This window comes from Arthrobacter glycogeni (assembly GCF_054510815.1).
Window position 1 is genome coordinate 96991 of the sequence record NZ_JBTNDV010000003.1, and the last position, 25352, is coordinate 122342.

The window sequence follows — 25352 nt, forward strand, 5'->3', positions numbered from 1 at the left end:
GTGGGCAGACTATAGGAATGCCCCTACCTCATTCCGCCCCAGCCGTGACCCTGACCATCGCCGGATCCGAGGCAACCGGTGGCGCCGGCGCCCAGGCCGACCTCAGGACCTTCCAGGAGTTGGGTGTCTACGGCATCGCGACCCTGACCTGCATTGTGTCCTTCGATCCGAAGGACAACTGGAACCACCGCTTCGTGCCGGTTGACCCGCAGGTGATCGCCGATCAGTTGGAGGCTGCCCAGACGTGCTATCCGCTGGAGACAGTCAAGATTGGCATGCTCGGGACCCCCTCGACGATCAACACTGTGGCGGCAGCGTTGAAGAGTCAACGGTGGCGGAATGTCGTATTGGACCCGGTGTTGATCTGCAAGGGGCAGGAGCCGGGCGCCGCACTCGACACCGACCAGGCCCTGAAGGCCAGCATTCTTCCGCTGGCCACTGTGGTCACGCCCAACCACTTCGAAGCCGAATCGCTTTCCGGGATGACCATCAACACGATTGAGGATCTGCAGGAAGCCGCCCAGCGGATCCACGAGATCAGCGGGGCCGTCGTCGTCGCGAAGGGTGGTGTCCGAGTGGAAGGCGCGAACGCCGTTGACGTCTACTTCGATGGCACCACCCTTGAGCTGCTGTCCGCCCCGAAGGTCGGCGACGTGGCGGTCAGCGGGGCGGGGTGCACGCTCGCCGCCGCCATCGCGGCCGAACTGTCCAAAGGTGCCACGCCTCTGGAAGCCGCCCGAACTGCCAAGACATTCGTGACCGAGGGGATTCGACATAGGGTCTCGTCCCAGGCACCGTTCGACGCCGTCTGGCAGGGCGGCGCGGCCGGGATCCGAGCATGAGGATTGCGATTCTAGGCGACATCGGACAGCGGGTTTACCACGTCGGAGATGACGCGATGACCCATGCGGCCGTTGACGAACTCGCCGCCCGCGACATCAAGGACGTCGTCCTGCTCAGCCGGAATGTCACCGACACCGTCGGCCGGTTCGGGGTCGAAGCGGCGCCGACCATCGAATTCCCGTGGCCCTACGCCGCGTACCGGCACTACCTGAATGACATTCTTTCCTTCCTGGCCGGTAAGCCACACGGACTGGCCAATGATGATCAGGTACACCAGCTCATCGAGACCATCTCCGGCTGCGACGCCGTGCTGATCGCGGGCGGCGGCAACATGAACTCGGTGTATGGCTGGCTGCTGTACGAGCGTGCAGCGGTCGTCGAGATCGCCCGGCACCTCGGGAAGACGGTTGTCATCGCCGGCCAAACCGTCGGTCCGCTGCTATACGAAGCGGACCGCGACGTCGCTGCACGGATGCTCTCGCTCGCCACCCTGGTGGGAGCGCGCGAGGCCAGCACGCTGAAGCTCGCGCGCGAGCTGACCGGAACCACCGTGGCGCCCAGCCTCGACGACGCATCGTTCCTCGCCACAAGCGCGACGCCCGGCGAGGGACAATCGCACCGAAACCCGCCAGCAGGCGCCTACCTTGTGGGAACCTTCGCCGGGGGGACGGGGGCCTGCCCGCGCAACGTCTTCGTCCGGGCGGTCGCCAAGGTGCTGGACGATGCGGCCGAACTCACCGGCCTGCCGGTGCTCCTCCTCCCCCACATGGCGGTGCAGGGGGAGGGCGGCGTCGATGAAACCATGCACGCCGAGATCGCGGCCGCGATGACCTCCGCCGTTGAGGCCAGGGAGATCGCGTCAGCGCGGGACACCGCGGTCTTGACCTCGAGAGCCGCAATGGTCGTCACGTCGCGCTACCACCCGGTGGTTTTCGCACTCGACGGCGCCGTGCCGACGGTAGCCCTGTCCCTCGATGAATATAGCGACGTGCGACTGCGTGGGGCACTCGCTCACTGGGGGCTGGCCGAGTTCGTCCTGGCGCTGCCGTCCCTGCTGGACGGCACCGTTCGGCTCGCCATCCACGAAGCCTGGCAACGACGCGCCGACATTATGCATCAGATGCAATCCCTCCGCCAGCAGAAACTGGCCGAATCAGCCGCCTGGTGGGACACTGTTGTGCGGGCCCTGCACGGTCACCCCGCCGACCTCCTCGTCCCACGCCTACACCAGGAGCTGGTACCCGAGGGCACGTGGGCTACCACCGCCGCTGCGGCGCGAGTGGTATTCCTGCCCATGTCGGCGGAAATCGCCCGCCTGCACAAGACCCGGGAACACCTTGACGGCGAAGCCACAGCAGCGCGCAACGAGCTGCAGGGCTGGTTCAACTCCTCCAGTTTCCGACTGGTCCGCATCCTCGCCTCACTCCGATCGCGGCTGCGACCGCGCAAAGCCGCCTAAGGACTCCTGTGACCACCGCTTCCCCCGCCTCAGTTGCCATCATCATGCGGTCCCGGAACCGCTCGCTCCTTTTGGACCGTGCCCTGCGGGATGTCCTCAACCAAACCGTGTCCGACTGGACTCTCGTCGTCGTCAACGACGGCGGCGACCGCGCCGAAGTGGACCCCGTCGTGGACCGGTACCGCGCGCAGCTCGGCGGGCGGGTTCAGGTTATCCACCACGACGCCGCGCTCGGGATGGAGGCGGCATCCAATGCCGGTATCCGCGCGACAGACTCGGAGTTTATTGCGATCCACGACGACGACGACGAATGGCACCCCGCCTTTCTCGAGCGGACCCTGGCCCACCTGGCGCAGCACGACGACGCCGGCGTGGCGGTACGCACCGAGATCGTCTACGAGCGGATTCTGGACGGAACGATCGAGGAAGTCGGCCGTGAGATCTTCCTGCCCGAGATGCGGTCAGTGACCCTCTTTGACACTTTGCGGCACAACCGCTGCGTTCCCATCTCGGTGCTCTATCGCCGGTCGATTCACGACCAGATCGGGTACTACGACGAATCTCTCTCCGTCGTGGGTGACTGGGAATTTCAGCTCCGGCTGCTGCGCCACCACACCCTGGGCTTCCTCGGCGCTGAACCCCTGGCCTTCTGGAATCAGCGCCGGGAGGCAACCGGAGATCTAGGGAACAGCGTGATCATCGATGATGCTGATCACAAACTGCTGGACCGGAAGGTGCGCGAGCAGCACCTCAAGGAATACGCGGGCCGGTCCGGTCTCGGGTCGCTCCTGTACCAGACTGCATATCAGCAGCGCGAGTTCGATCATTTGCACGAGCGGCAGAACTACTCGGAGGACCTCCTGCGGCAGATTCTCGATGCGAACCGTCAACTCTCCGAAAGGATGCGGGTACTGGAGGAGGCGATAAGCGACGCCAGCCTCGTCTCGCTGGCGCGTCGCCGGTACCGCCGGTTGAAAGACCGAGTGACTCGGCGCTAGAGCCGGGCGAAAGGATCGCGATTTCACACCCCGCGGCAGTCTTCAGGGAATTGCAAGGAAATTGCCTAACTTAACTAAGTTTTTTATGTGGTACCCGTTGACTTGTGACCCACTACACAGAAAAGTGGTACCGGTGGAGGGGGTCGGGTCTGCCGGCATCCACTGACGAAATACTGCTGGCGCAACTCGTTCACTCCAGGAATGTCACTCACATCTGTCATGGCCGTGTCAGCAGTACTTGCGGGGAGCTAACCAAGGATCCCGGCAAGTGGCCATGTCTGAGCCTCACTAAGGAGAAGTATGAGCAAGTCATACCACCGGAATACGGGGAAGGCTGTGTTGGCATCGCTAACTGGCCTTGTTCTGGCTTCCAGCATGTGGGCGCCTGCTTCAGCTCTGGAATCGCCGTCATCGGGCGAGCCCACTGCTGAGGGAATCGAGCTCCAGGCATTACCCGATCTCAAAGTCAGCGCGGATCTGAAGAACAGAAAGGGTTCGACTGCGGCCTACATCCAGTTCTCGGGCAAAGGCGCCTTCGAACAGACCCAGCCAGCAGAGGTTCTCAGCGGTCTCAAAGCGCCGTTGGACCGGACGGGCGACGTCCTGAACATCAGGTCCGGAATCGAGCAGCAGGCAGATTCTGTGGCCGACGAAGCGTCGGCCACGCAGCTCTACACCACGTCCAACACGCTCCCCGGTGTTGCCATTCAGGGCGACGCCGAGGCGATCAGGGCACTTGCTGCCCGCCCCGATGTCGTGAAGATCACCGGTATTGTGCCGAAGACCGTGACCAACAAGGGCGCGGATATCGACACTCGCGCTCTTGATGCCTGGACGGCCCGAGACCAGACTGGCGAGGGAGTCACCATCGCTGTCCTGGACACCGGACTCGATTACACCCATTCCGGCTTCGGCGGGCCCGGCACCATCGAGGCATTCGAGCAGGCGAAGGCCGATCTGGAACCCGATCCAGCTCTATTCGATGCCGCTAAGTACGTGGGCGGCTTCGACCTCGTTGGCGACGACTACAACGCGAACGACCCGGACAACGACACTCCCCAGCCGGACCTCAACCCCCTCGACTGCCAGAGCCACGGCTCTCATGTCGCAGGCACCGCCGCGGGCTACGGCGTCAACGACGACGGCACCACGTTCGACGGCGACTATTCCGACCTCGACGCCGACGGCGTCAACGCCATGCGGATCGGCCCCGGCTCGGCCCCCGACGCACAGCTGGTTGCGCTCCGCGTCTTCGGTTGCGAAGGCTCCAGTTCCGTCGTCGGCCAGGCGCTCGACTACGTGCTCGACCCCAACCGTGACGGCAACTTCGACGACCGCGCGCAGGTAGTCAACATGTCGCTTGGCTCCTCCTTCCCAGCGTATGACGACCCCGAAAACGACATCGTCAACGAGCTCACCACCCTTGGCGTCCTCTCAGTCGTTTCGTCAGGTAACGACGGCGACATTTACGACATCGGCGGCTCCCCCGGCAGCGCCAAGTCGGCGCTCACCGTCGCTGCTAGCGTCGGCTCCCAGGTCACCCTGGACCGGATTGATGTACTCGCACCAGAAGCGGGGCAGGCTGCTGGCCAGTACGCGCAAAACTTTAACTACACCAACGCCACCCCCGACCAGCTCACGGGAACCGTCGTCAAAGCCCCCGCAGCCAATGCGTTCGGCTGCCAGCCCTTCGCTCCAAACACGTTCGACGGCAAATGGGTCTGGCTGCAGTGGGAGGAGAACGGCGAATTCCCTTGCGGATCGGGCGTGCGCTTCAACAACGTCGAAGCCGCAGGCGGAGAAGGTGTAGTCCTCGACTCGCCCCGGTCAGTCTTTGCCTCTGGAATCGGCGGCAACGCAACCATTCCCGGCGTCCAGCTAAACGCCGAGTTCTCCGAACAGTTGGAACCGGCAGCAGCGGCTGGCACCTTGGAAGTCCTTCTGGATTCTGAGTACCAGGCAACTGCCGGAGCTAGCTCCGGGGCACTGGACACGCTGGCTTCCTTCTCGTCCCGAGGAATTCATGGCTCGAACGGGGTGGTGAAGCCTGACGTCGCGGCCCCCGGTGTCTCAACCGGTTCGGTCCAGGTCGGCACAGGATCCGGCGCTTCGGTAAAGAGTGGCACATCGATGGCCGCCCCTCACACTGCCGGCATCGCAGCGCTGCTGGTTGGTGCCACCGACTTCAACCCGTACGAAATCAAGTCAATGATCATGAACACGGCAACAGCGGATCTACTGACCGCTGACGGAGTCGCCTACGCACCCAACCGGGTCGGTTCGGGTCGGGTGGACGCGGTCCAGGCCCTCGACACCCGGGTGCTGGCCTACGCAACCGAGGATCCATCACTGACCTCGGTAAACTTCGGTGTACTGGAACTCGGGACCGAGAAGACGGAGATCACCAAGCAGGTCACCGTCGAAAACAAGTCGGACGCCGTCCTGACCTACACGACCAGCTACCTCAAGGCATCCACCATGCCAGGTGTTGAGATCACGGTGTTCCCCGAGGTGGTCAATGTGCCTGCCAACGGAACCATCACGCTTGATGTCATCATGAGCATCGACGATCCTGCTGCGCTGGCGAAGACGATCGACCCCGCCGCTGAGGCAACCCAGCTCGGGGTGCCCCGCCAGTACCTCGCCGACGTGTCCGGACGGGTACAGCTGCTTGGAGCAGAGGGCCAGAAACTCCGTGTCCCCGTCTACTCGGCACCGAAGCCTACGTCCGAGATTTCGGCTGGCGCGAAGATCATGTTCGAGAACGCCTCGACTCTTGAGACTGCAATCGCCCTGGAGGGCCGTGGCCTGGCGCAGGGTGGGGAAGGCTCGCTGTATGAGTCAATTGTGTCCCCACTCGTGCTCGGCGCTGAAAGCCCCCGGGCCGACAAGCGTCCGCTGGAATCCCTGTACTCCTATGACCTGCGTTCAGTCGGCGCATCGTCAACGGTCCCCGCAGTGGTTGCAGCCGGTGGCGATCCAGAGGACGAGAAGGCCCCCGCTGTCTTCAACCTCGGCATCAGCACCTGGCAGAACTGGGGCCAGCTTGGCGGTAACAACGCCATCGAGGTCGAGTTCGACACGGACAACGACAGCACAGCCGACCACGTCGGATTCACCAGCCGCGCTGCTGACCTGGACCTGATCCTCTTCGAAGTCTACGAACTCAACGCTGACGGTTCGCTTGGTCCGGTCGACGCGGAAGGCAACGTCTCTGCACTCGCCGTCGTCTCCGCCAATGGCGTTGACGGCAGCGTTGACACCAACACCTTCGACACCAACGTCGTCACCTTCCCCATCCCGGTCGCAGCGCTTGGCCTCGATCTGGAAGCATCGGCACCCATCAAGTACCGCGTGGCAACCTACAGTTCCTTCAACGTTGACGAGGATGGCGAGAACGGTCCGGTGGATTCCACCGACTGGATCGACTTCAACGTCACGGAGCCTGAGCTGTGGTTTGCTGGCGCAACCCCCGACGCCTCCTTTGTTTCGGCCGACGGGGCATTGCTGGGCGTCAACCGCCAGGAGGGCGTCACCGATGCCCGTGCGTTGTTCCTGCACCACCAGAACGCAACCGGGCTGAAGGACGAAATTGTGGGACTTCAGGTTGATCAGCTTCGCTTCCCGGATGTTGCGGGGAACGAGCACGAGGACGCAATCAACTGGCTCGCCGACCGAGGCCTGACCACCGGTTACCCGGATGGCACGTACCGCCCGCTCGCCTCGATCAACCGCGACGCGATGGCGGCGTTCCTCTACCGCCTGGCCGGCAAGCCTGCCTATGCCGAGCCGACGGTGTCGCCTTTCGATGACATCACCACGGACACCCAGTTCTACAGGGAAATGTCCTGGATGGCCGAGACTGGTTTGTCGACCGGATACGACGAGGGCAACGGGGCGGTCACCTACCGTCCGCTGGCTCCCGTCAACCGTGATGCAATGGCAGCATTCATGAATCGTTTCGCCGGGCTCTACTGCAACATCGGCGACGCGGCAGATTATCAGGCACCTCAGGTCAAACCGTTCCGGGATGTTCCGGTGAACGACCAGTTCCACCGGGAAATCTCCTGGATGGCCGAGAACAAGATCACCCGGGGCTTCCCTGATGGCGAGTACAAGAGCCTTCAGCCAGTCGCGCGTGACGCTATGGCTGCGTTCATCGAGCGCCTGGACGGCTACAACGAAAACAACGGCGGGTGCAACCCGTAACCACGGTTAGCATCAGCTAGACACCAAAAAGTGGTGGCCACCCGGCAACAGGTGGCCACTACTTTTTGCACTAGGAAAAGGTCCCCGGTCAGTCCGAGTGGGCCTCAAGGAAGCTGTACACCTCGGTCTCGTCCACCCCGGGGAACGCACCGGGCGGCATCGCGGCCAGCAGATGGGAGTGCGCCCGGGCGCTAGGCCAGGCGTGACCGGCCCAGTTCTCAGCCAACGACGACGGCGGGCGCCGACAGCACGCCTCATCCGGGCAGAAGGACTTCTCCCGCATGGCGGTGTCCCGGCCCCTGAACCATTTCACGTGCGCGTACGGCACCCCGATGCTCAGCGAGAATTCGCCGTTGGCCGACCGTTCGGTCCTGGCCGTGCACCAGTACGTGCCGCTGGGAGTGTCCGTGTACTGGTTGTACGCACGGAACTTGTCGGCTACCTCAAATACCACCCGTGACGTCCACCGTTTACAGGAGGGCTGTCCCTCAATGGCGCCGGTATGATCCTGGGGGAACGTGACGCCGTCATTCTCATAGGCCTTATAGATAATCCCGCTCTCGTGGGTCTTCTGAAAATGGGTGGGGATACCCAGGTGCTCGGTGGCGAGGTTGGTGAACCGGTGCGCCGCGGTCTCGTAGGACACGGCGAAGGCATCGCGGATGTCCTCGACGGCGATCTCCTTGGCCGCCTTAGACCGCTGCAGGAACTGCACAGCCGGTTTCTCCGGCAGCAACAACGCGGCGGCGAAGTAGTTGGTGGCCACCCGCTGCCGGAGGAACTCTCGATAGTTTTCGGGCGTCTGGTGGTCCAACACGTAGTGCCCCAGTGCCTGCAGCAACACCGAGCGCGGATCGTGATCGGTCCGCTGCGACTGCGTCAGGTAGATCCTGCGGTTCTTTAGATCAGTGACGGAGCGCGTTGAATGCGGCAGGTCGCCCACATGATGCAGGGTAAACCCCAGGTGCGTTGCAATGTCAGCGATCAGGTGTTGCGACATGGGCCCCGTGGTGTGACCCACCGAATCCAGGACCTTCTGCGCTTCGGCTTCGAGGTCGGGAAAGTAGTTGTTCTGGCGGCGCATCTCCCCCCGCAGTTCGGCGTTGGCCCGGCGGGCCTCCTCAGGAGTGGCTACTTGCTCGTTGAGCCGCCGCTCCAGCTCCCCCTGAAGCCCCACCAGCGATTCGAGGACCTCCATCGGTAGCCGTGCGGAGATGCGCACCTTCGGCAGACCGAGGGACCCGTACAGCGGGCCGCGCTGCGCCCGCTCCAGCTCAATCTCCAGAGCCGCCCTCCTGGAGGGCGGCTCCGCACCCAGCAGCTGATCGATGCCCACCCCGAGCGCCGCCGCGAGCCCCTGCAGCATCCCCAGCTTCGGTTCCCGTTTGCCGTTCTCGATCAGCGACAACTGCGACGCAACAGTGCCGACGACGGCGCCGAGATCGTCGAGCGTCATCCCCTTCGCTTTCCTGAGGTGGCGGATCCGTCGGCCCAGGCTGATCGCGTCGAGGTCCCCCGGCCCTCCGGAACTTATCGTGGCAGACCCACTGGGCCCTGGCCGGTTCCAGGTGGCTGGTCTGATCGGCATGTTAGTCATTTGTTGAGGTTACGCGAAGAAGTGCGCTTCTTGCCAGTAGTTTCGTCTAGGCAAGGGGCCGGAATGGTAGAAAGGTTGGTTCTACGAAGCCGTCGAATACTTTATGAACTTGGAACCGCGGCTCAGGGAATTCAAAGGAGAACGCAATGACACAGGACCAGACCACCCCACCCGCCCACACAACATCGACTGGCCAGGGCGCCGAAGGATCCGCGGAGCGGGAGCTCGAACTCGAGTGGTCGGCCAATCCCCGCTGGGATAACGTCAAGCGCGACTATTCGGCGGCCGACGTCGTCCGCCTCCGCGGCCGGGTCCAGGAGGAGCACACCCTGGCCAAGCGCGGCGCCGAGAAGCTCTGGACCCAGCTGACCGATCAGGCCCGAACGGGCGAGTACACCCACTCGCTTGGCGCGTTGACCGGTAACCAGGCGGTGCAGCAGGTCAAAGCCGGCCTGAAGGCCATCTACCTGTCCGGCTGGCAGGTCGCCGCCGATGCCAACAACTCGGGCCACACCTACCCCGACCAGTCCCTCTACCCCGCCAACTCGGTCCCGACTGTGGTGCGGCGCATCAACAACGCTTTGCTGCGTGCCGACCAGATCGACTTCGCCGAGGGCGTCCAGACGGTGGAGGACTACCTGGTGCCCATCATCGCCGACGCCGAGGCCGGCTTCGGTGGCCCGCTCAACGCCTACGAACTGATGAAGTCGATGATCCAGGCCGGCGCCGCGGGCGTTCACTGGGAAGATCAGCTCGCTTCCGAGAAGAAGTGCGGCCACCTCGGCGGTAAGGTGCTCATCCCCACTCAGCAGCATGTGCGGACCCTCAACGCCGCCCGGCTCGCGGCCGACGTCGCCGGCGCACCATCGGTGGTCGTGGCGCGGACCGATGCTGAGGCGGCAACGCTGATCACATCGGACGTTGACGAGCGGGACCAACCGTTCATCACCGGCGAGCGCACTCCCGAAGGCTTCTACACCGTGCGTAACGGGCTGGACGCCTGCATTGCGCGGGGCCGCGCCTACGCACCGTACGCGGACCTGCTGTGGATGGAGACCGGAACACCCGATCTTGATCTGGCGCGGAAGTTCGCTGAGGGCATCAAGTCGGAGTATCCGGACCAGATGCTCGCGTACAATTGCTCGCCGTCGTTCAACTGGAAGAAGCACCTCGATGACGCGACGATCGCCAGGTTCCAGCGTGAGCTCGGCGCCATGGGCTTCACCTTCCAGTTCATCACCCTGGCCGGCTTCCACGCCCTCAACTACTCGATGTTCGATCTTGCCGAAAGCTATGCACGCGACGGCATGAGCGCTTACGTCGAGCTGCAGGAACGAGAGTTCGCCGCCGAATCCCGCGGCTACACCGCAACCAAGCACCAGCGCGAGGTGGGAACCGGCTACTTCGACCAGGTCGCCACCGCTCTGAACCCCACGGGCAGCACCCTCGCACTGGCCGGCTCCACCGAGGCGCAGCAGTTCCACTAACCCCCACCACTTTTCCAGGAGGCACACCATGAACAACCTGATCACTCTCAACGGCGTTACCCTGACGGCGCCGGCCGTGCGCCGCCAGGACGAAATTCTCACCCCCGAGGCACTCGAATTTTTGCGGCGGCTGCATCAATCGACGGGGACCCGACGGCAGGAACTCCTACAGTTGCGGCAGCAGTCCCGTGCCAGGATCTCCAACGGCACCGACCCGCGTTTCCTCCCGGAAACGAAACACATCAGGGACGATACCGGCTGGCGGGTGGCGCCGGTCGCTCCGGGACTGGAGGACCGCCGGGTGGAAATCACCGGGCCGGTGGACCGAAAGATGACCATCAACGCGCTCAACTCGGGCGCCAAGGTGTGGCTCGCTGACATGGAGGACTCCTCCACCCCGAGCTGGTCTAACGTCATCAATGGGCAGATCAACCTGCGCGATGCCCTCGCGGACCGGATCGACTTCACCTCCCCGGAGGGTAAGGAGTACCACCTGGGCGCGGACCGTCCGACCATCGTGGTCCGGCCCCGCGGCTGGCATCTGCCGGAAAAGCACCTGCTGATCAACAACACCCCGATTGCCGGCGGCCTGGTGGACTTCGGGCTGTATATCTTCCACAACGCCCGGACCCTGATCGAGCAGGGCCGTGGCCCGTACTTTTACCTACCGAAGATCGAAAACCACCTCGAAGCGCGGCTGTGGAATGACATTTTCGTCCAGGCCCAGCAGCTCCTCGGGCTCCCCCAGGGCACCATCCGCGCCACGGTTCTGATCGAGACCATCACCGCGGCCTTCGAGATGGAAGAGATCCTCTACGAGCTGCGCGAACACGCCGCTGGTTTGAACGCGGGCCGGTGGGACTACATCTTCTCCGTGATCAAGAACTTCAGGACCCGCGGACCCCGTTTCGTCCTTCCCGACCGGTCCATGGTGACCATGACCGCCCCGTTCATGCGGTCCTACACGGAGCAACTAGTGCGAATCTGCCACCGCCGGGGTGCCCATGCGATTGGCGGGATGGCGGCGAACATCCCGAACCGACGCGACGAGGCGGCTAACGCCGTCGCACTGGAGAAGGTGCGGGCTGACAAGACGCGCGAAGCGAACGACGGGTTCGACGGCTCCTGGGTGGCTCACCCGGACCTGGTTCCGGTGGCCATGGAGGTGTTTGATTCGGTGCTTGGTAGCGAACCGAACCAGCTCACCAGGCTGCGCGACGACGTCGTCCCCGACGATAAGGCGCTGCTGGACATCGCTGGCACCCCCGGGGTCATCACCGAGGGTGGCATCCGCGGCAATCTCGAGGTGGGTGTGAGGTACATCGAGTCGTGGCTGCGCGGCAATGGTGCTGCGGCGATCAATTCCCTGATGGAGGACGCGGCCACGGCCGAGATCTCCCGGTCGCAGATCTGGCAGTGGATCTATTCGGGTGCGGTGACCGACGACGGCGAAGTGATCACCCACGGCTGGGTGGCCGAACTGCTGGAGGAGGAATTTGAGGGACTGGAGCGCTTCGACGGCGACCGGTTTGACGACGCCCGCGCGATCTTCGAGGAGGTGGCACTCGGCGAGGAGTTCCCCACGTTCCTCACCGTCCCCGCCTACGCCCGCTACCTGCACGAGAGCAGGGAGCTCGCACCCGTCTAAACCGACATCTAGACGAATGTCTGGACGAACAGTGACGCGTCCGCATCCGGTTGGGTGCGGGCGCGTCTCTATTGAGTGGCGGGAATATGCCGAAGCCACCCCCGCGTTGTGCGAGGTATGCAGATTGAAATTTGGTCAGACGTCAAGTGTCCCTGGTGTTTCGTCGGCAAGCGCCGGTTCGAGAAAGCCCTGGCGGGGTTCGCCCACCGGGACCAGGTCACGGTGACCTGGAAGAGTTTCCAGCTCGATCCGGACCTACCAGACCACTACGACGGCACCGAGCAGCAGTACCTCGCGGAGCGCAAGGGCATCCCAGAGGACCAGGTCCGCCAGATGTGGGACAGCCTCTCCGCCTCAGCCGCGGGCGAGGGCCTGGATTTCCGGTTCGAGGACGTCGTGGTGGGTAATAGCTTCACGGCCCATCGGTTCCTGCACCTGGCCAAATCCCAGGGTCTCGGCGATGCGGCCAAGGAGGCCATCCTGTCCGCCCACTTTGAGCAGGGCAAGGACACCTCGGACACTGAGTTCCTGGTGGGCCTGGGTGCGAGCCTCGGCCTCACGGAGCAGGACGTGCGTGACACCCTGGGCACCGACCGATTCGCCGACGACGTCCGGCAGGATATCGCCGAAGCCCGCGCCCTCGGTATCAGCGGTGTCCCCTTCTTCGTCATCGACCGGAAGTACGGCATCTCCGGAGCCCAGCCCACGGACCTGTTCGCCGAGGCGCTGGACACCGCGTGGAAGGAAGCGAACCCCCTCACGCTCGTTAGTCCTGCGGGGTCAACTGCGGGTTCCGACGGCGAAACGTGCGGCCCGGACGGCTGTAGCTAGGGCGCCGCCGGAGTGGCTTCGGGAGGCCCGGACGCCGACTCGGGCTCGGCGGACGCCGTCGCCGGGTCGGTGCAGATCAGCCCGGCCGGCGTCGTATCCAGGTCTTCCTCGGCGATGAGAGTCTCGAACCCTGATCCGACGACGACGTCGACGGTCGCGTCGGTGCGCTCGTCCTCAACGAAAGTCGTCCCGGGGATCTGACGTTGCACGGTAAAAGCGTTCGCGTATCCGGTGGGCCCGGACACGACGATCGCGGTCATGCCTACCCGGTTCACCGTGCGATTGGCCACTTCGCCGACGACAAAGGCGCGGCCCTGCAGGCTCTCGCCGACGGTTCCTGCCAACCCATCGATGGTGGTGCTGTTATAGAGGTTAACGGTGACCGCCGAGGGTGACTGCACCTCGAATGGTCCCGCGGGGCAGGTGTAGGTCGGTGCGAGGTCAGGTTCCAGGGCCGCAATCCGGATATCCCCACGGTTGATGCCGATGGCCACGAAAACCGCTGTCGCCACCAACGCGACCAGTACCACCAGGACCACGCCGTGCCTGAGCCGCCGCATGTAGATATGCGGTCGCTCAACGTCCCCGGTATCGGCGAACACATTGTCCAGATCGTTTTCAGTGACGATCCGGTGACCGTGCCACTCGATCGGATTCTTCTTGGACTTCTTGGTTTCGTGCCGGTGCGGCGACTGGTCAGTCATCGATCACCAGCACGCGCGCATGCAGAATAGTCCGTTGGTGCAAGGCGGTTCGAACGGCACGGTGTAACCCGTCTTCGAGGTACAGCGTCTTGTTCCACTGGACTACATGTGGGAACAGGTCGCCGAAAAAGGTGGAGTCCTCGGCTAGCAGCGCCTCAAGGTCCAGGGTGGTTTTGGTGGTCACCAAGTCGTCCAGGCGCACCTGACGAGGTGCGACGCTGGCCCAGTCCTTCGGGGTCACATGACCATGGTCAGGGTAGGGGCGTCCGGCGCTTACGGCTTTGAAGATCACCAATACAGACTAGAGAACATCAACGGTCAATGGAACATGAGCCGCGCCCAACGGGGTTTAGTGGCCGAAAGGTTACGTTCCGGCCGGTCAGGTCGCGATGATCGGTATGGTCCGTGCCGCGAGCACTTCGCCAGTAATCCAGTCTTCCCATTCGACCTTCAATTCGTACCGGCCGGCCGTCGGAGGCAGCAGCATGACGTCGTACCGTTCGGCTGCTCCGAAACCCAGCAGGCTAGTGAGCAGCGGATAGCCTGCCGCCGCGCAGGTCGGAGAAGGCACCCCCGGCACTGAGGTGTCCCTGAAGGGCCGCCCGTCATGGGCAATGACCTCGGCGATCCGGGCGGGGTGCCCTGCCTCATCGGTGAAGTACATCCGATTGGGCAGGTAGTTGGCGTTGACGATCCTCAGTAGGGTGGGTTTGCGCGCGCCTGGCACTACGTTGGCTGAGATGGACGACAGGCTCCAGACGCTGCCGTCGGTGTCACCCCGGTCCGCCAGATTGCCTCCCAGCAGATAGAAGTTCTTAGGCTCAAACCGGTTAAGTCCCACGTCTTCGCCGGACAGTCCGGCGGCATGGTTCATTTCATGCCAGCGTGGGTCCAGCGAATACGGAACCAGTAGGCATTCGGTCGCGATGTCGTACTCGGGCCCATCGACGAAGGGTCTGCGTGCACCGGGCGTCACCGGGTAGCTGGGATGCACCACCGGGTCCACCACCAGGGCACCGAACATCCCCATCTGGGCATGCAGGACGGTGTTGACGTGACAATGATAGAAGTAGGTGCCCGCCGCCCCGTAGTTGGGGTCCCCAGGCCTACCCGGCTCGGCCTGCCACTGGTAGGTGTAACTGCCTCCGATTTCGAAAGAGGAGTGTCCGACGCCGTCGTTGCGTGGATCCGGTTCCATGCCGTGCCAATGAATGGTGTGGGCACCCTTGGCCGGGGTGAACGTCGCATGAAAGATCTCGCCTTCGGTGGGCCGCAGCGTCGGTCCCGGCAGGCTCCGCCCGGAATCCTCCGATTCGAAACTCCACACCTCAAATTTCTTTCCATCATCAAACACCAGGTCGCGGGAAAAGAACTCCATCACCACCGACCGCTGGGGCGTCTGCAGGAACTCAGTGACAGGGTTCTCAAGGTCCAGCTGTTCTGAGCTGAAGTCCACCTGGCTGCGGAAGCGGTGACTCGGGGCGCCGTCGTCATCGGGAGCGGGCGACGGGGTGGGCGACGGCGGTGGAACCGGAGTGGGCGACGGGGTGGGCGACGGCGGTGGAGCCGGGGTTGTCGCCGTCGCACTCGGCGTCGGCTTGGGTGTCGCCGTCCGTGTGGCGGTCGGCGTCGGCTTCGGTGTCGTCGGCTTGGGCGCCGGTTTGGTGCTCGACGTTGGCTTCGACGTCGGCTTGGGGGTGGGTTTGGCGCTGGCCTTGGGTGTCGGCTTGGGCGCCGGTTTGGCGCTCGACGTCGGCTTGGGGGTGGGTTTGGCACTGGCCTTGGGTATCGGCTTGGGCGCCGGTTTGGCACTCGACGTCGGCTTCGGCGTGGGTGAAAGCGTGGACTTGGCGCTCGGCTTCGGGGTCGGCTCGGTGCGCCTAAACCAGGGGAACCGGCGCTCTGTGCCTGCGGGTACCTTGACGTTGCTCACAATGCCGCTCCTGTGATCGGTGCTTTCAGAGTCCAGTGTGCAACCAGCCCGCCAGGGTACAACCCGCCGGCAGCCGTCTGCGATGGTTCAGCGTGGCAGTGCATGGGATACTCCCAGTCTGTAGTCCGCGCTGCCCAGACCTGGTTGACGGCGTCTGGTGGCCGTTTGATCGGGATGATGCAGTCCTTGCGGTCCATGGGTTCAAGTTCAATGACGTCCTCCCACTGTTGAACCACCACATGCCCGTCGGGGTCCACGAAACCGTCGCTGCGCGGCCAGTTGTAGTTATTGCGTCCTACAGTCCACAGGTGGTTGCCGTGGAAATGCATCTGGTGGAATACGATGCCGGGATTGACCATGCGTACCAGTTGCCCTCCGCGTAGCGTCCCCAGCTCGGTGCCCTCGCCGAACTGCCGGACGTCCAGCTGCCGGGGATAGCCCGAGATCAGCGTCTCTTCCTCGGTGGCGAGATTCAGGTCGTCGTCGGTGGTGATTCCCAGGGATTCGTAGCCGCTGCGTCCGTTGAGGAGGAAGTATCGCGGTACCGCCTTGGTCCGGCGTGGGTCAACAGTTCCGCCGGAGGCCTCAATCCCGGCCCAGACCGAGTCGACGTCGTGACAGATCCAGAGCCACTGGCGTTCGAACGACGCCATGTCCTCCCCGATGGCCCACCGATGCTCCGGATCGATCACCAGCAGCACGCCGAACAAACCCAACACCCGCTCGACCGGGGCGTTGGTCGGGTCCGCGTAGATATACGTCCCGGGTGCTGGCGTATCGAGTTCCAGTAGCGCGCTTCCCCCGGGTTGAATTGTCCCGGTGCCCACGTCGCTGCCGCCCGGGCCTGCCCCGTGCAAAGTGAATTGATGCTGTTTGGACAACCGGTTGTGAACCCGGATCCGGATCCGGGCCCCCACTTCCGCGATGATGGTCCGCTGCGGGTAATAGCTCGCCCAGTAGTTTCGACGGATAAAGTACTGCCCCGGATTGGCGGGGTCCGGCCCGAAGGGCTGGGGCGTTCCATGCGGGGGAAGTGGCGCTCCCAGAGGATAGCTCCGACTTTCCACCAGTTGACCAGCTGCAGTGAACACCTTCGGGGCAATGGCAAGGCTGGGGCGGAAATCGTCAACATCAGTTGGACGGTCTCCAAATCCGCGGTGGTACACCAACGAGTCATCGACCATTTTGAGGTAACCCTCATTGATGTAGAGGTCGAGCACGCCGGGGATCGGGCTGACGGCGACGGGCCGCGTCGTCGCCACTCTGTTAACCCGTGCGGCCTGGGCGGGCTGCGCGTTAAGGAGGGCTGCCGCGCCCACGCCGGCGGCGGCCCCGTACCGGAGGAAGTCCCAACGGCCCAGCTGGCCTGTCACCTCCAGATCGGTGGGTTCTCCGGCGATATCGACGCCATTCTTCGCGATTCCCTGGTTGTCAGTCATGATCCACCGCCAGCGAGCCTGGCCGGTTGAGCACCGGCGGCAACTCCAGGGCCAGCGGAGGGCTGCCACCCCACGGGTCGGTGAACTCGGCGGAGAGTCTCGTCGCATCGGCGGGTACCAGGAAGTTGATCCACAGGGAGGTTGTCGAGTCGGCCGGGAGCGGGCCGGTGAGCGCTTCAGCGTCCCGGTTCGTCACGGTAGGTCCGTCCGCACCGATCTGCAGGCGCAGCTGGCCCGGGGCGAAGAGTACGGGCTGGTCGGAGTCGTTGCGGACCTCCAGTCGAAGGGCAAGGTGTTCCCCCCAGGTGCTGTTGGCTGGTTGAGCCGTGCTGCCGACCGCACTGTGACCACCGTGGGTGATCCCGGGCAGTTTCTGTGCGTCGGAGCCGCCCGGACCGTTCGCTGGCAGGAATCTCAGCTGCCGCTCGGCCTCGGTCAGCCGGACGGTGCCGAAGGAAGTTTTCACTCCGGGCGGGCTGGCAGAGGTAGCGGCTGCCAGCAGGCCGCCCGCTGCTGCCGTGCCAGCCACCGTGACACCGACCAGTACACCAAAGACGCGGCGCGTCAGGCCGGTCCGGTCGTCGGATGTGATGTTTACGTCAACCGCTTTAGCGACGTCGACCGTAGCCCGCTCGACGTCGCCCATTAGTATGGTCATCGGCCCTGTCCGCTCATTCGGTGGGGATCTAAATGGCTGTTGCGTGTCATTCACTAATTCTGATTTCGACACCTTGTAGAAACCATGGAGAATTGACCTATGCCCGAGACCGATACCCATCTGAGTACGGGCCTTCTGCTGGACGTCGACGGGCCGGTTGCGAGCCCCGTGTCGCGGACCGTCCGGAAGGAAATCATCGACGACCTCCTGACGCTCGCCGCCGCGGGGTGGCCGGTCATCTTCAACACCGGACGGTCCGATTCGTTTATCCGCAGTGAGGTCATGGACCCGATGCTCGCAGCAGGGATTCCGGAGGGGGTGGTGTTCCACGCCATTTGCGAGAAAGGCGGAGTCTGGTTCAGCTTTGACCGCTCAGGGGCCGGGGAACTGCACGTCGATCAGTCGCTCGCGCTGCCGAAGGAGTTCGGGGCGGGGATTCGCGACCTCGTGGCGGAGAAATACTCGGCCCACATGTTTTTTGACGAAACCAAGTACGCGATGGTCTCGGTGGAACAGCACATCGACGTTGATAACACCGACTATCTGGCGGAGCAGGCCGGATTCGACGCCGATGCGCTGGCCCTGATGCGTTCCTTCGGGATGGGAGTGTGCCGGTTGGCCCACCATGCCCCGGACAGCGACGACAATATCGACTTCAGGATCGACCCGACCATCATCTCCACCGACATCGAGTCGGTCCGCCTGGGCAAGGACCTTGGTGCCGAGCGGGCCTTAGCACTGCTCAGCACCATTCCGTCCCGCTGGCGGACCGTTGGGGATTCACGCACCGACTACGCAATGGCTGATTACCTGCATGCGCACGGGTACGACGTCGCTCATGTCGACGTCCGGCCCGCGGACGGCGTCCCGGCGACCCCGTACCCGGTGCTCACCGAGGGTGTTCTGACCAACGACGACGCCGGGGCTGCTTTTCTCGCCGCCTGCGTCCTGTCGCTGGATGACGGTCGGGGGCGACCTAGCAGCTAGGCCGCCTTGCCGATGGCGTCCTCGATGGCCGCGACAACCTCGTCCGACTCGGGTTCGACGGTCGGGGCGAAGCGCGCCACCACTGAGCCCTGATCGTTGATCAGGAACTTCTCGAAGTTCCACTTCACCAGTCCGGGCAAGATCCCGTTCTTGAATTTGGTCAACTCCGAGTAGAGCGGGTGCTGGTTCTTGCCGCGCACGTCGGCCTTCTTGGTCAGGGGGAACGTCACATCGTAGGTGGCGGAGCAGAACGACTGAATGTCCTCATCGGTGCCGGGCTCCTGGCTCATGAACTGGTTGCAGGGCACACCAACCACCACGAATCCCTGATCGCGATACTTTTGGTATAGGTTCTCCAGCCCGCCATACTGCGGGGTGTACCCGCACTTCGACGCAACATTCACCACCATCACCGTTTTGCCTTTGAAGTCCCCGAACGATTTCTCGGTGCCGTCGTTCATGGTCAGAGGAATAGAGTGCAAATTCGTTGGTGGCATGGTTGCTCCCGGTAGGTGACTGCTTAGCATTCGTACGGTAGCAGCCCACGGATGGGCCTGAGTAATAATGAGAGGGTGGCCTCCCTCATCAGCACCTGGCGAACACAGCTCCGCAAAACCTTCACCGGCAACGCGGAGGTCCCTCCGGCCTGGGCGGAGAAACTAGACGAGGGCGACGACGTCGGCTACTTCCCGCCGTCGTCAGCGGCCTGGGCAGTCCACGGGTCCATGACCCCCCTGGTCGGCGGGATCCGCGCGCTCCTCCTGCAGGCCCTGCACCCGGGGGCGATGGCGGGTGTCCACGACTTCTCGCGCTACCGCGAAGACCCCCTCGGGCGCCTGGCGGGCACCATCCAGTGGATCTTCACCGTCACCTATGGGTCCGCCGAGGCGGCCAAGGGCGGCTCTGCCTGGGTGCAGCGGCTGCACCAGCGGGTCTCGGGGACGTATACGGACAGCCAGGGCGCCACGCAGCCCTACTCGGCGGCCTCCCCCGATTTGCTGCGTTGGGTGCATCTGGCTTTCACCGACGCGTTCCTCGCCTCACATCTTGCGTACGGGCCCAAAATACCCGGCGGCGCCGACAACTACGTCAATGAGTGGGCGCAGGCCGGGCGGCTCATGGGGGTCACCGATCCGCCCGAATCCGCAGCGGAGCTCGCCGCCCAACTGGCAGCGTTCGACGACGAACTGGTGTGCGGCCCGCAGGTCACCGAAGCCCTCCGGTACATCAAACGCCCGCCGCTACCTGCGTCACAGCGGCTGGGGTACCAGGTGCTGTTCGCCGGGGCGGTGGCCACTCTGGAACCCCGACACCGTGAACTGCTCGGGTTGCGCGTCCCGTCGCTGGGGCCCATCCCGCTGCCGGTGCGCTCTGCCACCCGGGTGGTAATGCTCATCGTCCGGCTGGGTCTGGGGCCAGAGGGTCCCAGCGAGGCTGCTGCGCTCCGTCGGCTCGCCCGACTGCGCGGGGACGCCAGCACAGGATCCCAGTGATCGAGCTCGGTCGGTGGGACTGTCTAGATAGTCCCACCGATCTTTGCCGATCACTGGGAAGTTCGGCGGACGATAAAGAAAAAAGCGGCCCTGACCGGCGTATTGCCGGGTCAGAGCCGCTTCTTATTGCGCGGAGGATGGGGGATTTGAACCCCCGAGGGCGTTAACCCAACACGCGTTCCAGGCGTGCGCCATAGGCCGCTAGGCGAATCCTCCTAGTTTGGAGCAGATACCAGACTACCCAACGGGCAACGATCTAACGAATCGCAGTCGGGCGACCCTGCCCCACACCGCCGGGAGCAATGGTCACCCGATGCACCGCCAACCGATCCCCGGCCAGCAATTGAGCCCTCGGACCGGCCGACGACCTGGTTCGAAGCCGACCGCCGGATTCCTGTAGACTCTTCTCCGGCCCCTCATGTGGTGTCACCCTGTGAACTCCCCCAGGACCGGAAGGTAGCAAGGGTAAGCGGGCTCTGGCAGGTGCATGGGGGGTCTTCTCATTCCCTGGACATTCCCTGACGCTTCAGGAGCACCGATGAACAGCCCTGGCGCCGGACGCTTTGCACCCAGCCCATCCGGGGAGCTGCATTTGGGAAATCTCCGTACCGCAATTCTCGCCTGGCTCTTCGCACGCAGCACCGCACGGACGTTTCTCCTGCGGATCGAGGATCTGGACCGCGCCCGGGCCGGAGCCGAGGACGCGCAGCTTGCCGAGCTGGTCGCCATCGGGCTCGATTGGGATGCGACGCCGGTTCGCCAAAGCGAGCGCCTTACCCTGTACCAGGACGCCGTCGAGTCCTTGCGGCATGCCGGCCTCCTGTACGAGTGCTTCTGCACCCGCCGGGACATCGCCGAAGCCGCAACAGCGCCGCACAGCCTACCCGGCTCCTACCCGGGCACCTGCCGCAACCTCACACCGTCAACGGTCCCCCCGCAACCTGAACGTCCGCCGGCGCTCCGGCTGCGGTCGGGGGTCACCACCTGGACTGTCCAGGATCACCTGCACGGCGTGTACACCGGCCCGGTGGATGACTTTGTCATTGTCCGCAGCGACGGAGTGCCCGCCTACAACCTGGCCGTAGTGGTCGACGACGACGCCCAGAGGGTGGACCAGGTGGTCCGCGGGGATGACCTCCTCAGCTCCGCGCCACGGCAGGCTTATCTCGCCACCCTCCTGGGAATCACCCCGCCTCAGTACGCGCACGTTCCCCTGGCCTTAAACCCGGTGGGGCAGCGGCTCGCCAAACGGGACGGCGCCGTCACCCTGGAATCCCTCGCCGAAAAAGGGTGGAGCAGTGACCGGGTGAGGGACCTGATTCTTCGCTCGGCAGGGCTCCCGGCGGGTACGCTGGCAGAAGCGCTGGGGGCCTTTGATCCCGCACGGTTGCCGCGCGAAGCCTGGACTGTCGAGCCCGGCAGCCTGTCCTGATGCCACCGCTGCACTACGTCACCGCCAACCGATAGGGTTCTTCTGTGAGCACAGCCCTTTACCGCCGATATCGTCCCGAAGCATTCGCGGATGTCATCGGCCAGGAGCACGTCACTGAGCCCCTCATGGCTGCCATTGAGAAGGGCCGAGTCAACCACGCCTACCTGTTCTCCGGGCCTCGCGGCTGCGGCAAGACGACATCGGCGCGCATCCTCGCGCGCTGCCTGAACTGTGCCCAGGGCCCCACGCCGGTTCCCTGCGGCGTCTGCGACAGCTGTGTAGAACTGGCCCGCGGTGGGTCGGGCAGCCTCGACGTGATTGAAATTGACGCTGCGAGCCATGGCGGCGTCGACGACGCCCGGGACCTGAGGGAACGCGCCACCTTCGCACCCGTCCGCGACCGGTACAAAATTTTCATCATCGATGAGGCCCACATGGTCACGTCGGCGGGTTTCAACGCGCTCCTGAAGATCGTTGAAGAGCCACCCGAACACATCAAGTTCATCTTCGCCACCACCGAACCGGACAAGGTGATCGGCACCATCCGGTCCCGCACCCACCACTACCCGTTCCGGCTGGTCCCGCCCGAGCCGTTGATGGCCTATCTTGATCTTCTCTGCCACCAGGAGGGCATCCCGGTGGCGCCCGGTGTGCTGTCCCTCGTGATCCGGGCCGGCGGCGGCTCGGTGCGTGATTCCCTCTCGGTGCTCGACCAGCTCATGGCAGGGGCAGGGCCTGATGGGCTCGACTACGAGCTAGCCGTGTCCCTCCTCGGGTACACGCACGCATCACTGCTCGACGACGTCGTCGACGCCTTCGCAGCGGGCGACGCCGGCACGGTGTTCAGCGCCGTCGACCGGGTGATCCAGACAGGCCATGACCCCCGCAGATTCGTTGAGGATCTGCTGGAGCGGTTCCGTGACCTCATCATCGTCAATGCCGTCCCGGACAGTGCCGCGGCGATTCTTCGCGGCACCCCCGATGACCAGTTGAACCGCATGCGCGCCCAGGCGAACCAGCTGGGACGCGGCGAGCTATCCCGTGCGGCTGACATCACCAATACGGCCCTGACCGAAATGACTGGCGCCACCTCCCCCCGCCTGCACCTCGAACTACTGTGCGCCCGCATTCTGTTGCCGGCCGCCGACGAAACCGAACGGGGAACCCTGGCACGCGTCGACAGGATTGAGCGCCGGCTGCAATACGCCGGATCCGCAACCGTTGCCGACCAGCCCGCCGGACCGGCCGCCCTGGCGCAGGAGCCCGCTCCTGTCGCCAGCACACCAGGTGGCCCCCAGACAACGCCGCCCACCGCGAGACCTACGCCGGAGAAGGCGACATCCAGCGATTCGGCGTGGCCGGATGAAACCGCCCCGGCGGAGAACTCGCCGCCTGGGTCAACACCAACCCCGGGTGCCTCAGCGCCGGACGACGGGGCGTCCGCTACACCAGCTCCGACCGCGTCAGAGCCGGGCTCCTCGGCGCTGGAAAGCTCGACTACACCAGCTCGGGCTCCTGCCACTTCACCTCCCGCCGAACCGGAATCTTCCCAACAGGAACCAGCATCGGCTCCGGCCGTGTCCGGCGCTCCGCCGGTGGAGATGATCCGCCGCGCGTGGCCGGAGATTATGGACGAACTGGCCCGGATCAAACGGACCACCTGGCTCAACGTCAATCCCGACGCCAAACCGCGGACCATGAACGGAAACCAGTTGGTGCTCGCCTTCGCGACGCAGGGGAACGCCATCGCGTTCCAACGCGGCACCCACATCGACAATGTGAAGCAGGCGATCCACGCGATCCTTGCCTTGAACGTCACCATCGAAGTTCTCCACGACGGAGCAGCGTCAGCGGGTGAGCCAAACCCAAAAGTACCCACTAGTCGGCAGGCGCCGACGGAGCCTCCCAGCAGCTCGACGCCCGAAACACGACAGCGCAGCCAGGCACTCCCGGCCATGACGCCTTCGCGCGAGGCGCTTACCGGCCCTCGCCAACCTGCACCTGCGGCTGCAACCGCGGCTGCGGCTGCGGCTGCGTCCTCCGATCCCACACCGTCCGCAGGCACCCCGACGGAGGCCGCACCGTCCGCAGGCACCCCCGCGGAAGTCGCCCCGACGGACCAGCCACCTTCGCAGCCAGCACCGTTAAACGCCGCACCGGCAGCATCATCCACCCCCTCCTCGACAACCTCTGCGCCGTCGTCACCCTCTGCGCCAGCGATTTCCCCGCCACCCGGTGCGGCCACAGCCACCCCCTCTCGCGCGGCTGAACAGCCAAGCGGGGCAACGCCAGCCCGCTGGAATACCGGCCCAAGCACCGGCGCAGACCAGAGCGACCACCCCCGGCAATCCCCCGCCGCACCAACTGCTCCCGCGAGTCGGGCGCAGCGAAGCAAGGTAGCAGTCTCGGAGCCAGACGATTCGTGGGCTTCGGTCGAGCCGCCCTCCGACGAATACGATCTGGGTCCAGAAAGCGATGCCTGGCAAACGCCTCAACCCACAAGCCCGGCCGAACAGACATTGTCCACCCGCCGTCCCTCGCTGTCCGACCCGCAACAGGGCACGGCACCGGTGCAGGCCGGGGCACCAGCCCGGGAAGGGACCCAGGAACGTCCGACGGCAGAAACGGCGAGCCCACAGCACCAGCAACCTCCACGGGACCCCGCGCCCGAACAGCCCTCTCCTCCACCCGCGGTCGCCACCCCACCAGCGAAGCCGCTCAGCCGGTACCAGCGTCTCCTCGACGAAGCAGAGCGGAAGCGGCTTGAGGAGGAAGCGGCTAATCCGAGGAAAGGCGCCGTAGACTTGGTCTACGTCGAGGACGAGCCTAGCGCCGATGATGAAACCATCGAGGAGTCAGGGCTGGTTGGACGCTCAGCCATCGAACGCATCCTGAACGGAAAACTCATCGAGGAACGCGGCGTCGACAGCCAGTAGCGCTCCGACGCATGAATTCAGCAACCAGAAGAAGGTCCAGTGTACGAAGGCGCAGTCCAGGAGCTCATCGACGAACTGGGCCGGCTTCCGGGGGTCGGGCCGAAATCGGCTCAACGGCTTGCCTTCTACATTCTCGAGGGCGACGGTGAGGACATTAAGCGTCTCGTCAACGCCATCGTCACGGTGAAGGAACGGGTCAAGTTCTGCGCGGTGTGCGGCAACGTTGCCGAGCAGGAAACCTGCGGAATCTGCCGCGATCCGCGCCGCGATCCGACAGCGATCTGCGTGGTGGAAGAGTCAAAGGACGTCATCGCCGTCGAGCGCACCCGATCCTTCAGAGGCCGCTACCATGTGCTTGGCGGCGCCATCAACCCTATCGCGGGCATCGGTCCTGATCAGCTCCGGATCCGCGAACTCCTCAGCAGGCTCTCTGACGATCAGATCGAAGAGATTATCATCGCCACCGACCCCAACCTTGAGGGCGAGGCGACCGCCACCTACCTGGCGCGAATGCTCAAAACTATCGGGATCAAGGTGACCCGCCTGGCCTCCGGCCTGCCGGTGGGAGGCGACCTCGAATATGCTGACGAAGTGACCCTCGGTCGCGCCTTCGAGGGGCGCCGCACCGTTTCCTAGCCGGTCCCGGGCAGCCAACCGATGGTCGCTGGCCCACGAACGCCGATCCGGTGGTCAACCTG

The 25352-nt window shown here is 64.4% G+C and carries 20 protein-coding genes, 1 tRNA gene and 1 other RNA gene; 14 read left to right on the plus strand and 8 right to left on the minus strand.

Going from position 1 to position 25352, the window contains the following annotated elements; translation table 11 throughout:
- Positions 1 to 17 precede the first annotated feature (17 nt).
- From thiD to ACX80G_RS04300, 4 genes are all read left to right on the plus strand, one after another.
- Complete coding sequence (gene thiD, locus ACX80G_RS04285; protein WP_459305859.1) at positions 18 to 842, plus strand: bifunctional hydroxymethylpyrimidine kinase/phosphomethylpyrimidine kinase; 825 nt, start codon at positions 18 to 20, stop codon at positions 840 to 842.
- Positions 839 to 2302 carry a polysaccharide pyruvyl transferase family protein gene (locus tag ACX80G_RS04290; protein ID WP_459305860.1) on the plus strand — a complete coding sequence of 488 codons (1464 nt, stop codon included), beginning with the start codon at positions 839 to 841 and terminating at the stop codon, positions 2300 to 2302. Before thiD ends, ACX80G_RS04290 begins: the two co-directional genes overlap by 4 nt.
- A gap of 8 nt (positions 2303 to 2310) precedes the next feature.
- Positions 2311 to 3300, plus strand: coding sequence for a glycosyltransferase family 2 protein (locus tag ACX80G_RS04295; RefSeq protein ID WP_459305862.1), 990 nt, complete (start codon positions 2311 to 2313; stop codon positions 3298 to 3300).
- Between the two features lie 300 nt (positions 3301 to 3600).
- Positions 3601 to 7509: a S8 family serine peptidase gene (locus ACX80G_RS04300; RefSeq protein ID WP_459305863.1), complete on the plus strand. Its 3909-nt coding sequence runs from the start codon at positions 3601 to 3603 to the stop codon at positions 7507 to 7509.
- 88 nt (positions 7510 to 7597) lie between these two features.
- On the opposite strand, the gene ACX80G_RS04305 is transcribed toward ACX80G_RS04300, so the two are convergent.
- Positions 7598 to 9106, minus strand: a complete 1509-nt coding sequence (locus ACX80G_RS04305; RefSeq protein WP_459305864.1) for a helix-turn-helix domain-containing protein — start codon at positions 9104 to 9106, stop codon at positions 7598 to 7600.
- 146 nt (positions 9107 to 9252) lie between these two features.
- On the opposite strand from ACX80G_RS04305, the gene aceA reads away from it, so the two are divergent.
- The 3 genes from aceA to ACX80G_RS04320 all read left to right on the plus strand — a co-directional run bounded on the left by aceA (position 9253) and on the right by ACX80G_RS04320 (position 13072).
- The gene (aceA, locus tag ACX80G_RS04310) at positions 9253 to 10593 is read left to right on the plus strand and encodes an isocitrate lyase (protein ID WP_459305866.1); all 1341 of its coding nucleotides are present in this window, start codon (positions 9253 to 9255) and stop codon (positions 10591 to 10593) included.
- Between the two features lie 28 nt (positions 10594 to 10621).
- Entirely contained in the window at positions 10622 to 12241 is a 1620-nt protein-coding gene (gene aceB / locus ACX80G_RS04315; RefSeq protein ID WP_459305868.1) for a malate synthase A, read from the plus strand.
- 117 nt (positions 12242 to 12358) lie between these two features.
- Positions 12359 to 13072: a DsbA family oxidoreductase gene (locus tag ACX80G_RS04320; RefSeq protein WP_459305869.1), complete on the plus strand. Its 714-nt coding sequence runs from the start codon at positions 12359 to 12361 to the stop codon at positions 13070 to 13072.
- Here the strand turns inward: ACX80G_RS04320 and ACX80G_RS04325 are convergent.
- From ACX80G_RS04325 to ACX80G_RS04335, 3 genes are all read right to left on the minus strand, one after another.
- A complete protein-coding gene (locus ACX80G_RS04325) occupies positions 13069 to 13776 on the minus strand; it encodes a LytR C-terminal domain-containing protein (RefSeq protein ID WP_459305870.1) in 708 nt (235 codons plus the stop codon). The genes ACX80G_RS04320 and ACX80G_RS04325 overlap by 4 nt on opposite strands.
- The gene (locus ACX80G_RS04330) at positions 13769 to 14068 is read right to left on the minus strand and encodes a type II toxin-antitoxin system VapB family antitoxin (RefSeq protein WP_459305871.1); all 300 of its coding nucleotides are present in this window, start codon (positions 14066 to 14068) and stop codon (positions 13769 to 13771) included. The genes ACX80G_RS04325 and ACX80G_RS04330 overlap by 8 nt, the downstream gene beginning before the upstream one ends.
- Positions 14069 to 14155: 87 nt before the next feature.
- The gene (locus ACX80G_RS04335) at positions 14156 to 15232 is read right to left on the minus strand and encodes a multicopper oxidase domain-containing protein (protein WP_459305872.1); all 1077 of its coding nucleotides are present in this window, start codon (positions 15230 to 15232) and stop codon (positions 14156 to 14158) included.
- 79 nt (positions 15233 to 15311) lie between these two features.
- Here ACX80G_RS04335 and ACX80G_RS04340 point away from each other — a divergent pair, with 79 nt between their 5' ends.
- Positions 15312 to 15725, plus strand: coding sequence for a hypothetical protein (locus tag ACX80G_RS04340; RefSeq protein WP_459305874.1), 414 nt, complete (start codon positions 15312 to 15314; stop codon positions 15723 to 15725).
- Here ACX80G_RS04340 and ACX80G_RS04345 read toward each other — a convergent pair.
- Complete coding sequence (locus ACX80G_RS04345) at positions 15706 to 17148, minus strand: multicopper oxidase domain-containing protein (protein WP_459305876.1); 1443 nt, start codon at positions 17146 to 17148, stop codon at positions 15706 to 15708. The genes ACX80G_RS04340 and ACX80G_RS04345 overlap by 20 nt on opposite strands.
- A complete protein-coding gene (locus ACX80G_RS04350; RefSeq protein ID WP_459305878.1) occupies positions 17141 to 17806 on the minus strand; it encodes a hypothetical protein in 666 nt (221 codons plus the stop codon). Before ACX80G_RS04350 ends, ACX80G_RS04345 begins: the two co-directional genes overlap by 8 nt.
- Positions 17807 to 17905: 99 nt before the next feature.
- On the opposite strand from ACX80G_RS04350, the gene ACX80G_RS04355 reads away from it, so the two are divergent.
- A complete protein-coding gene (locus tag ACX80G_RS04355) occupies positions 17906 to 18793 on the plus strand; it encodes a hypothetical protein (protein WP_459305880.1) in 888 nt (295 codons plus the stop codon).
- Here the strand turns inward: ACX80G_RS04355 and ACX80G_RS04360 are convergent.
- Positions 18790 to 19290: a glutathione peroxidase gene (locus ACX80G_RS04360; protein ID WP_459305882.1), complete on the minus strand. Its 501-nt coding sequence runs from the start codon at positions 19288 to 19290 to the stop codon at positions 18790 to 18792. The genes ACX80G_RS04355 and ACX80G_RS04360 overlap by 4 nt on opposite strands.
- A 75-nt stretch (positions 19291 to 19365) precedes the next feature.
- Here ACX80G_RS04360 and ACX80G_RS04365 point away from each other — a divergent pair, with 75 nt between their 5' ends.
- A complete protein-coding gene (locus tag ACX80G_RS04365; RefSeq protein WP_459305884.1) occupies positions 19366 to 20286 on the plus strand; it encodes an oxygenase MpaB family protein in 921 nt (306 codons plus the stop codon).
- A gap of 131 nt (positions 20287 to 20417) precedes the next feature.
- Here ACX80G_RS04365 and ACX80G_RS04370 read toward each other — a convergent pair.
- A tRNA-Ser gene (locus ACX80G_RS04370) sits at positions 20418 to 20502 on the minus strand.
- 191 nt (positions 20503 to 20693) lie between these two features.
- Between ACX80G_RS04370 and ffs the strand changes: the two genes are divergently transcribed.
- From ffs to recR, 4 genes are all read left to right on the plus strand, one after another.
- Positions 20694 to 20789, plus strand: an RNA gene (gene ffs, locus ACX80G_RS04375) — signal recognition particle sRNA small type.
- Positions 20790 to 20824: 35 nt separating this feature from the next.
- Positions 20825 to 21718, plus strand: coding sequence for a tRNA glutamyl-Q(34) synthetase GluQRS (gene gluQRS / locus ACX80G_RS04380; protein ID WP_459305886.1), 894 nt, complete (start codon positions 20825 to 20827; stop codon positions 21716 to 21718).
- Positions 21719 to 21813: 95 nt separating this feature from the next.
- Entirely contained in the window at positions 21814 to 24654 is a 2841-nt protein-coding gene (locus ACX80G_RS04385) for a DNA polymerase III subunit gamma and tau (protein WP_459306218.1), read from the plus strand.
- Positions 24655 to 24693: 39 nt separating this feature from the next.
- On the plus strand, positions 24694 to 25290 hold the full coding sequence (gene recR, locus ACX80G_RS04390) for a recombination mediator RecR (RefSeq protein ID WP_459305888.1): 597 nt from the start codon (positions 24694 to 24696) through the stop codon (positions 25288 to 25290).
- Positions 25291 to 25352 lie beyond the last annotated feature (62 nt).

Coding starts and splice junctions, on each gene's coding strand:
- thiD (WP_459305859.1), top strand. CDS start 18: ATGCCCCTACCTCATTCCGCCCCAGCCGTGACCCTGACCATCGCCGGA.
- ACX80G_RS04290 (WP_459305860.1), top strand. CDS start 839: ATGAGGATTGCGATTCTAGGCGACATCGGACAGCGGGTTTACCACGTC.
- ACX80G_RS04300 (WP_459305863.1), top strand. CDS start 3,601: ATGAGCAAGTCATACCACCGGAATACGGGGAAGGCTGTGTTGGCATCG.
- ACX80G_RS04305 (WP_459305864.1), bottom strand. CDS start 9,106: ATGACTAACATGCCGATCAGACCAGCCACCTGGAACCGGCCAGGGCCC.
- aceA (WP_459305866.1), top strand. CDS start 9,253: ATGACACAGGACCAGACCACCCCACCCGCCCACACAACATCGACTGGC.
- aceB (WP_459305868.1), top strand. CDS start 10,622: ATGAACAACCTGATCACTCTCAACGGCGTTACCCTGACGGCGCCGGCC.
- ACX80G_RS04320 (WP_459305869.1), top strand. CDS start 12,359: ATGCAGATTGAAATTTGGTCAGACGTCAAGTGTCCCTGGTGTTTCGTC.
- ACX80G_RS04325 (WP_459305870.1), bottom strand. CDS start 13,776: ATGACTGACCAGTCGCCGCACCGGCACGAAACCAAGAAGTCCAAGAAG.
- ACX80G_RS04345 (WP_459305876.1), bottom strand. CDS start 17,148: ATGACTGACAACCAGGGAATCGCGAAGAATGGCGTCGATATCGCCGGA.
- ACX80G_RS04350 (WP_459305878.1), bottom strand. CDS start 17,806: ATGACCATACTAATGGGCGACGTCGAGCGGGCTACGGTCGACGTCGCT.
- ACX80G_RS04355 (WP_459305880.1), top strand. CDS start 17,906: ATGCCCGAGACCGATACCCATCTGAGTACGGGCCTTCTGCTGGACGTC.
- ACX80G_RS04360 (WP_459305882.1), bottom strand. CDS start 19,290: ATGCCACCAACGAATTTGCACTCTATTCCTCTGACCATGAACGACGGC.
- gluQRS (WP_459305886.1), top strand. CDS start 20,825: ATGAACAGCCCTGGCGCCGGACGCTTTGCACCCAGCCCATCCGGGGAG.